Origin of the sequence: Sphingopyxis bauzanensis (assembly GCF_002205675.1) — a bacterium.
Classification (GTDB): Bacteria; Pseudomonadota; Alphaproteobacteria; order Sphingomonadales; family Sphingomonadaceae; genus Sphingopyxis; species Sphingopyxis bauzanensis.
On sequence record NZ_NISK01000013.1, the window covers coordinates 1 to 1,879 of the forward strand.

At 60.8% G+C, this 1,879-nt stretch carries 5 protein-coding genes and 1 pseudogene; 1 reads left to right on the top strand and 5 read right to left on the bottom strand.

The window, feature by feature from the left end:
- The 5 genes and pseudogenes from CDQ92_RS20485 to CDQ92_RS20500 all read right to left on the bottom strand — a co-directional run.
- A partial coding sequence (locus CDQ92_RS20485) for a glutaredoxin domain-containing protein (protein WP_272897569.1) occupies nucleotides 1–138 on the bottom strand: 138 nt, incomplete at its 3' end.
- A gap of 54 nt (nucleotides 139–192) precedes the next feature.
- Entirely contained in the window at nucleotides 193–381 is a 189-nt protein-coding gene (locus tag CDQ92_RS20490; RefSeq protein ID WP_237246139.1) for a hypothetical protein, read from the bottom strand.
- The gene (locus CDQ92_RS21895) at nucleotides 374–496 is read right to left on the bottom strand and encodes a hypothetical protein (protein WP_272897568.1); all 123 of its coding nucleotides are present in this window, start codon (nucleotides 494–496) and stop codon (nucleotides 374–376) included. Before CDQ92_RS21895 ends, CDQ92_RS20490 begins: the two co-directional genes overlap by 8 nt.
- A 43-nt stretch (nucleotides 497–539) precedes the next feature.
- Nucleotides 540–803, bottom strand: a pseudogene (locus tag CDQ92_RS20495) (ribosome biogenesis GTPase Der); the annotation flags it as partial.
- A 14-nt stretch (nucleotides 804–817) separates the two neighbouring features.
- Entirely contained in the window at nucleotides 818–1,042 is a 225-nt protein-coding gene (locus CDQ92_RS20500) for a hypothetical protein (RefSeq protein WP_088444123.1), read from the bottom strand.
- Between the two features lie 129 nt (nucleotides 1,043–1,171).
- Between CDQ92_RS20500 and CDQ92_RS21260 the strand changes: the two genes are divergently transcribed.
- A partial coding sequence (locus CDQ92_RS21260) for a DUF418 domain-containing protein (protein ID WP_419722529.1) occupies nucleotides 1,172–1,879 on the top strand: 708 nt, incomplete at its 3' end.

Sequence of the window (1,879 nt, forward strand, 5' to 3'; positions counted from 1 at the left end):
CCAGCTCTGGAGCCGTGCCGCGTCGAGCCCATCCTTGCGCACGTCATGAAAGCGATAGGCGACACCTTGCTCGTCGAGCCAGCGCCGCGCCTTTTTCACCGTGTCGCAGTTCGAAATGCCATAAAGAATCATCGTCATGGACCAAGGACTAGCAGGGGCGGATTGCAGTTTCGAGGCCGAGAACGCGTCGGTTCAAGAAATTACCGACCGGTCGGCGATGCGCGTATTCGCGCTCGCCAATTTACCGCGCAAGGCCCGCGCGAAGCCTTCGTGGAGTGTGCCCGCGACGCCCGGATTGGCCGCCAGATAGGCACGCAAGGCCGCGGCAGGAACGAACCACAGCCGCGCATTGCTGCCGAGCGTAACCTGTCTCTTATACACATCTAGATGTGTATAAGAGACAGGTCCAGGGATGAACTTTCAGCCCCGCGGCATGCGCATCGCGTACCAGGTCGGTCGGCTTGCCCAGCCGGCCGAGCGCGCCGCGCGGGATCACCACTGTCTCTTATACACATCTAGATGTGTATAAGAGACAGGTTTTCGACGGCGTTTTCGAACCAGCGGTTGAGCTTTGCGGTGGAGACGCGGTTGGTCCAGATCGCGCGCTGTTCGAACGCGACGCGCACCAGCGTGTCGATGCCCTTGCCGGTCGCGCCCGAAATGCTGAGCACCGGGACGCCCTTGACCTGGCTGAGCCCGTCTTCGAGCGCGCCGCGGACGCCGTTGAACAGCGACGAGGGATCTTCGGCAACGTCCCATTTGTTGAGCGCGACGATCAGCGCGCGGCCTTCCTGCAACACCTGTCTCTTATACACATCTAGATGTGTATAAGAGACAGTTCCATCAGCTTCCGACCGAAATCGCTTGTCACAAAGGCGCGCGCGTCGTCCATGAACCCCTTGCGCGGCAAATTTTCGAAGATGTGAAACACCTGTTCGGTGTCTTCTTTATCCGCGATCAGCTTGCGGAAGTGCTGGAACGCCTTGAACGGGCGGAACTTCTGCGGCTGGCGATCGGGGTGGGAGAAGATGGTGGGGATCATGGCTGGTCTCGTTCGAATCAGGTGATGACGTCGAGATAGCATTACTGACATAGATGTCAATAGCAGGTTAAAGCGCTGGACGGATTGGTGCGCCAGCCGTTATAGGCCGATAATACAGTGGAGGGCGATGTGCGCGAAGAAAGACAAGTTGCGGGCGAACGTCTCGTCACCCTCGACGCGCTGCGCGGCTTCGCCGTGATGGGCATATTGGCGATGAACATCGTCGCCTTTGCGATGCCCGAAATGGCCTATGTCTCACCCAAGGCCTATGGCGGCGAGACCGCCTCCGACGTCGCCGCCTGGGCGCTCGGCTTCATCCTGTTCGACGGCAAGATGCGCGGGCTGTTCTCGATCCTGTTCGGGGCGAGCATGCTCCTCATCATCGACCGGGCAGAGGCGTCGGGACAAGATCCGGGCTCGGTACATTATCGCCGTATGGCGTGGCTCGCGATCTTCGGGCTCTGCCATTATTTCTTCATCTGGTGGGGCGACATATTGTTCCTCTATGCCGCCGTCGGCTGCATCGCCTTCCGCTTCCGCGCGTGGGAAACGCGTCGGCTGATCAAATGGGCGATCGGCCTCTTCACACTCGGCGTGGTCGTGACCTCGCTGTTCTTCGGCGCGCAGCTTGCGGTGGGGAATGCGGCCGACAACCCCGCATCGCCGATGGCCGAGGCCGGGCGCGAGGCTGTCTCTTATACACATCTAGATGTGTATAAGAGACAGCCTCGATGCCGCGGGCCGCGCCGACGTGCCGGTCGACCCGGTGGGCCGCACGATCAAGGACCGCATCGTCTTCGAACTGGAGGGCAGCGACCATCAGGTGACGCTGGCGGA